1 protein-coding gene is annotated in these 7618 nt (G+C 43.8%); it reads right to left on the reverse strand.

The window, feature by feature from the left end; genetic code table 11:
* Positions 1-476: 476 nt before the first annotated feature.
* Entirely contained in the window at positions 477-7448 is a 6972-nt protein-coding gene (locus F6K22_RS24330; RefSeq protein WP_293103867.1) for a hypothetical protein, read from the reverse strand.
* Positions 7449-7618: the final 170 nt, after the last annotated feature.

The raw sequence follows: 7618 nt of genomic DNA on the forward strand, positions 1-7618 counted from the left end.
TGGGAAGGGGGAGCATTTCACCTTTATCCTTGCAGGAGAGGGGTCGGGGGAGAGGTCTTCCGGGATAGTGAAACTTACCCACATTTTAAAGCTAGACGAGCTAGTAGGGTGGGCAAAGATTTGCCCAGCTTACTTTCAGAGGATATCAATTGACATACTCCCGACGCTGCACTTGCGTGACAGCGCGGGATTATTCAGCCAGAGAAACCCTGACCGCTGTTTTGACAGAGGTGATGTCCTCCCCCTGTGTTTATAACAATTTATAGAATATAATAGTGACTGTATTTGTAATTGTCAATGGCTATAGTAGATCAAGAGAAAATCCCCGGCGAACAACACATATAACGCCCGGCTTTCCCATCCAGACGCTCCCCTAATAGCTGCCGCACTTGCTGAGCCTTTCATGTCGGCGACAGCCGAAGTGCGAAGTTATGCGCTAGCAAAACGGGAGAGCGCGGGACTTCCCGCCGGGGGAGTTAAATCAGTGCCTCATTCGTATCTATGGCTGCTAAAACTGGATCTTGACTATCATTATCAGCAGTTTCAATGGTGCTTGAACCTGTTGTGATATTATCCTCAATATTATTATCAGATGTAGTTAACTCTTTAACTTCAATTTCAGGGATAGAAGCTAAATTATCTCCATCTCCAGCAAGTAGAAACTCATCTGTATTGTCCAAGGGTGACTCCGACACACTATTAAGCAGTTCGTCTTCTGTTTCTGTGGATACCTCTTCACCAGTTATAATATCAGTTTCTTTCTCCTTGGGTGAGTTGGAAGCGATCGCTTCTAATTCTGCTACAGAATTATCCGACTCATCAGTTTCTGGAGATTCAGTATCAGAAGTAATATCTTCGGACTCTGCGACAGTTTCATCATCAGTTTCTGGAGATTCGGAAGTAACATCTTCCTCTTCTGTAATAGAATTATCTGAATCATCAGTTTCCTCTTCTACCACAGTTTCATCAGTTTCTGGAGACTCAGAATCAGAAGTAATATCTTCCTCTTCTACTACTGTTTCATCAGTTTCTGGAGATTCAGAATCAGAAGTAATATCATCCCCTTCTGCGACAGTTTCATCAGACTCATCAGTTTCCTGAGACTCAGACTCAGAAGTAATATCTTCCTCTTCTACTACTGTTTCATCAGTTTCCTGAGACTCAGACTCAGAAGTAATATCATCCTCTTCTACCACAGTTTCATCAGACTCATCAGTTTCCGACTCAGAAGCAATATCCTCCGACTCTGCCACAGTTTCATCAGTTTCAGCATCTAGAGCAGTTTCTGTTTCCGACTCTAGCTCATCACCACCAAACGGGAAGAAATGAAAACCAGTCAACTCATCGACTTTTACACCCTCTACAAAAGCAAGTTGTTCCCCACTATCCAAAACACTAATCACAGCATTGTCACTCGACTCTACTTCCTCAGTAATTTCCAAATCTTCAAAAGTCAAATCTATTAACTCAAAGAAATCATCATCCACCTGGAAATTATAAACCGAATCAAAACCTGCTCCTTGCTGCAATACAAATGTATCGCTACCACTGCCTCCATGTAACTCATCATCACCTGCACCACCTTCAAGAATATTATCACCCTCATTTCCATGTAAGGAGTCGTTACCATCACCACCTTCTAATAGGTCATTACCAGCACCTGCACTTAACTCATCATCACCTTCACCACCAATAATGTAATCATCTCCATCTTCACCCTCAATTACATCATCACCCTCTTCACCATCAAGTAAGTCATTGCCTCCATTACCATTAATATTATCGTTTCCTGTACCTCCGTAAGCTTGGTCATCACCTTCACCTGCTGTAATTTCATCATCACCTTCACCACCTTCAATATAGTCGTGACCTTCCCCACTATCTAAAGTATCATTACCTCCTTCACCGTAGAGTTGGTCTTCCCCTTTTCCTGCTGTAAGTTCATCATCACCTGCACCACCTTCGAGGTTGTCATCACCATCTCCTGCATCTAAAGTATCATTACCTTCCTCTCCAGAAAGTAAGTCGTTACCTGTACCTCCCTCTAGTTGGTCATCCTCATCCCCTCCATAAAGGTTATCGTTACCGTCTTCTCCAGAAAGGATGTCTTTGCCTTCTTGACCATAGAGTTGGTCGTTTCCTTCACCACCTGCTAATTCGTCATCACCCTCACCACCTTCTAGATAGTCGTTACCTGCACCTCCTGTCTGAGTATCGTTACCTTCTTGACCGTAAAGTTGGTCTTCGTCTGCTCCACCATCTAATTCGTCGTCGCCTTTTCCTCCTTCTAGGTAGTCATCTCCTTCTTTGCCTAATAATAAGTCTGCATCATCACCTCCTTCGAGTATGTCTTCTCCTTCTCCTCCATTTAGGTAGTCTCGACCAGACTGACCTAACAAATGGTCGTCTCCTTCTTCTCCTTTAAGGCGATCGCTTCCTTCTCCTCCGTCTAGGTAGTCTTCTCCTTCTCCTCCGTTTAGGCGATCGCCTCCTTCTTCTCCATAGATGAAGTCGTCGTCTGCTCCACCGTCTAGTATGTCTTGACCTGTTCCCCCTTCTAGGATGTCGTCTCCTTCGCGACCATAAATGCGGTCGTTGTCTTCATTGCCTTGAAGTTCGTCGTTGCCTTTACCTCCGTCTAGGTAGTCACGACCTGTGTTTCCTTTGATTTCGTCATCTCCATCTTCTCCATAGAGGCGGTCATTGCCTTCATTTCCTTCAAGTGTGTCGTTTCCTGCTTCACCATTGAGGTAGTCGTTTCCTTCTTCTCCATAAAGGCGATCGCTGTTGCCTCCTCCCCAGAGGTTGTCGTTGCCTTCCCCTCCTTTGAGTAGGTCTTTGTCTATTTGCCCGAATAGTTCGTCGTTTCCAGCTCCACCATCAAGGGTGTCTTTGTCTAAACCTCCTTTGAGGAGGTCGTTGCCGTCTCCTCCAGAGAGGTTATCGTTACCTTGGTTGCCATAGATGCGGTCGTTGCCGTCTCCTCCTTCTAGTTGGTCGTTGCCCGATCGTCCTTCTAGGAGGTCGTCATCGCTTCCTCCATCAAGGTTGTCTTGACCTCCCATACCATAGAGTTGGTCGTCTCCTGCTTCTCCTTGGAGGTTGTCGTCTCCATCTCCACCATCTAGTTGGTCGTTGCCTTCTCCTCCTTTGAGGTTGTCGTCGCCAATTTCTCCTTCAAGGTTGTCGTTGCCTGCTTGGCCGTCTAATTCATCGTCTCCTGCTCCTCCTTTGAGGTTGTCGTTGCCTTCTCCTCCTTCTAGGGTGTCTTTACCTGTTTGACCGTGGAGGTTGTCGTTGCCTTCTCCTCCGTCTAGTTGGTCGTGGTCTTTGCCACCTTTGAGGAGGTCGTTACCTGCTTGACCTTCTAAGGTGTCGTTGCCGTCTTGACCGTAGAGGCGGTCTTCTCCTTCTCCTCCATCTATGAGGTCGTTTCCCCTTTTGGCTTTGAGTAGGTCGTCTCCTCCTAAACCGCTGAGGATGTTGTTTTGTGCGTCGCCAATGAGTAGGTCTTCGTATTCTGAACCTTCGAGGTTTTCGATGTTGGTGAGGGTGTCTTTTTTGGCGTCTCCTGCCCAACCTTTGCCGTCAAATAGGCTGACGTGGACTCGACTTTCGGAGGTGAAGTAGGAGGCGGTGTCGTTGTCGTTGCCTCCGTCTAGTTTGTCTGGGTCTTTGCCTCCTACGATGAAGTCGTTTCCGTCTTCGCCTTTGATGTCGTCTGTTCCTGATTCGCCGAAGATGATGTCTTCTCCATCGCGTGCTTCTATGATGTCGTTTCCTTTTCCGCTGTGGATAATGTTGTCTACTTCGTCGCCTGTAATGGTGTCGTCGAAGTCGGAACCGATGACGTTTTCTGTGTTTAAGATTTCGTCTGTACCTCCGAAGCCATCGTTGGCTTGGTTTTGTTCGAGGTTGACGTTTACTTTGTCTGGGTCTCGGCGATAGGAGGCGGTGTCGTTGTCGTTGCCTCCGTCTAGTTGGTCGTCTCCGGCGTTGCCTACCATTATGTCATCGCCTGCCAGACCTTCAATTTTGTTATCTTTTTCGTTGCCGATGAGAACGTCATTGAATTCTGAACCGATGATATTTTCTAGGTTGGTGAGAATATCTGTTGTTCCAAAACCGTCTTGAGCTGTGCCTTTTTCGATGGTAAAGTCAGGTTCGGTATCGGTGGGGATGGGTTTTTCGGTGACAATGGTTGTGTGTTGATAGCCGCCTGGGTTTTCGTAGTCTTGTTGTTCGTCGATATTGACTACTACTCCATTGGGTGAGTTATCATAAGTGACTGTATCGTTTTCGTCTCCACCGTCGATGAAGTCGTTACCTTGTTCTCCTTTGAGGAGGTCGTTATCAGCTTCACCCTCAGTTTCAGATATTATATCTAGAGATTTCCCTTTTGCTACAATAGCAAGCTCGTTATCATTCTCATTACCTTGAACTAAATTATCTCCATCACCGAGAAGAGTATCATCACCCTCGTTACCTTCAATTATGTCATCACCACTACCACCATCGACTATATCATTACCAATACCGCCATAAAGCAAATCAACTCCATCATTACCATAGATTTGATCATCTCCCCATTCACCAAGAATGGTATCTTTGCCCAATCCTCCTAAAAGGGTATCTCCTGACTCCTCTTCAACGATAGCAAAAGTTACTTCATTGTCTAGATCAACTGACGAGTCTCCCAAAATTAAATCGTTCCCATTACCACCATCGGCATAGTCACTATCACTGCCAGCAGCGATAAGATCTTCTCCATCACCAGTAAAAATAGTATCAAAACCTGTGCCACCACTGGCAATATCATTCCCTAAACCAGCATCAATGTAGTCATTGCCGTTACGACCAACAATAACATCTTCACCAGAACGACCATGAAGTTCATCGTCTCCATCGCCTCCATCAATATGATCGTTTCCCGATCCTCCTTTCAGAGTGTCTTTCCCAGTACCTCCATCAATAACAGAGCTATGGGTAGTACCAACAGGGGAATTATTAATTTCGATGCTATCGTCCCCGTCTCCACCACCAAGATAAGCAGAAGTGGAAACGCCGTCTAAGATTATTGTGTCGTTGCCATCTCCAGCAAATCTTTGAATTCGAGCAAATGAGCCTTGTGATGTTCCTGGACCATATTGTTCCTTTGTTCCATTGGATTCAAGCTCAACAACCTCACTGCCAGCTTGACCACTAATGTGTCGAATTGCAGTAGTTTCGTTATCATCAGAACCAGCAATACGATCTCTGAGAGAATTGGGTTCAAGTGTTCCATCTGATTGGACTTCATGGAATGACGGAGCTTCAATGGATAACCAAATCCCCACTTGATCGGTTTTAGGCTCACCATTATCCTTGGTTTCGCCTTGGAAGTAATATTGACCATTGCTTTCTGGTTGCCATGCTTCTGGCACCCCTGTTTCTGATGGCGTACCATCTTGTTTTAGAGGGACTCCTGGAATACCAAAGGCATAGAGTGCATTGTCTGGATAGTTGTATTGGAGGAATAAAGTCTTTGTGTCATCATACTTGAAACCTTCGGCTGAATAGGGATTAATATCGCCTTTATCGTCCTTTCCTCCCTTAAAAGGTTTATCATCATCCCAAATCTCAATTGCTATATCAATGGTTGAGTCAGTAATGGTGTAGTGAAAATCCCAGTCTTTGCCGTACTCTTTGGGAATAATACCTTTGCCTTTTTGACTAGATTTTTCCTGAACTTGTGATTTAGTTATGGGATCTCCTTCGGGATAATTGTCAAACCAAACTCTTGGAAATAAATGTCCTCTATGTTTTATTAAACGTCCATCAAGGCCATCACCATCAAGAGTCATAACCCGATCAATGCTGAACATAAATGGTTCAAATAACTCAGTACCTGGTGGTAAGCGATAGAAATCTCCTCCTGCTTTTGTACTATTTGGGAACCGCTCATCGATCAATGCATCAGTAAAACCAGATCCTAAATAATTAGGGGAAACACCATCAATTTTTTTGCCTATTCGACCTCCACCAATACCTGCACCAATGCCTCCTCCGATAGCTCCAAGAGGTCCCAATAACATACCACCAGCTACTGAACCCACAAGACTACCGAAAAAACGTCCGAGCCGACGTCCAGTTTTCGCATTATCACACTCAAGACCACCGCAAAACCTACCATCTGAGTCTGTCCAAATGCTTTCATTATCAAACAAGTGTCCAATATCATTGGTAAACTCTGAATTAGGATGATGCCAAGGTTCTCCTACGTTATACGTATCGGGACGAACAGCAATATCATCATCAACAGGATAAGAGCCATCTTCCATTGACTGTTTGATAATAGAAGACCAGTTTGAGTGCTTATCTTCCTCTATGTAGATATTAATTGAACCGTTGTCTGCAAATTCTATAGATGGGCCTTCTGCCTCCCCCAGAAAACTATCTGATGATTCAGGGCCATCCACACCTATAGAGTAGTCACTATGGCTGCGCAAAGTGCCTACATGACCACTTGTCCACAATCGATCTAGTTCGATAGTAAAATCATCAATAACTTGCCATGCAGTTTGAAAGTTAGAAACATCTCCATTATGACCTCCTATACCCAAATTGGGAGTGCCATAATCTATGGTAAAAGCAACTTTGTTCAGAAATGTTATGTAAGTTCGTGTTTCCCCTTGTGCATTCTCCACTTCAACAGGACTCACCCTGGTAAATAAAGCCAATTGATGTTCTGGGTGTTTGAATTGATCCTCGTCTTCAGTGAAGAGTAATGTAGGTTTTAGTGACTGAACAGCAATATTTTCCCATTCATCATTCAAACCATCTTTATCTGAATCTTTTTCAGGATCGGTGGTAAAAATAGGTATATTGTCTAATTTAAACTTTGTCCCTCGTCCTTTTTCATCTAAAATCACTCCTGGATCGGATTTTTCTATATGAATTAATTGGTTTTCCATGTTTACAGTTGCACGATCATTCTCTGTCTGCAAAAGTGATAATTTTTCTGTTCCTAGAGTCTCACCTTTAACAGCGGAGGCAAAAATTTTTCCTTCATCTCCAGGCGAATCTGAAGTATTAATTTGACTATCAACAAAATGCCCAATTTCTTCTAGAAAAACATCAGCGATCGCTTCTAAATTCATCTCATTTGCAACGAGAAATTCCTCAGCAATATAAATTCGATTTGTATCTCCAGAAAAAGCTCCATTTGCACCATCTATTTCACTAGAAGAACGAATTTCTACTTCAGGAAGATTGGAAAAATCCTGAGCTAACCATTTTTGCTGAAGATTCTCTAGTTTTTGAGTATTAATATCAGAACCGAAAGCTATTTCTACAATAGATTTCAATTTTTCCTGATTTTGAGCTAAGTCTGTTAGTAAAGATTGAGCAATCTGTTTACCATTAGTCAAAGTTTCAAAGATGTCAAATGTTGTTGTATTTACAGACATAATTTTCGTCCTTTAATTGATGTAGTGTTGTAGATATTTGAATTGCGAATTAGCGATTAAGGTTCAGTGTAGTGGCGTTTCATGTTGGTGAGAGCCGTTTTGCTGCGCAACATGAAAAGTGGAGCTATGCGCTGGCAAAACGGCCGTTCGCCCCTTCTGCTTATTAGAGA

It is taken from the genome of Okeania sp. SIO2F4 (genome assembly GCF_010672385.1).
Lineage (GTDB): Bacteria > Cyanobacteriota > Cyanobacteriia > Cyanobacteriales > Microcoleaceae > Trichodesmium.

Bases quoted from the DNA above. Each gene is read 5' to 3' on its own strand.
- F6K22_RS24330 (WP_293103867.1), bottom strand. From the start codon at position 7,448: ATGTCTGTAAATACAACAACATTTGACATCTTTGAAACTTTGACTAAT.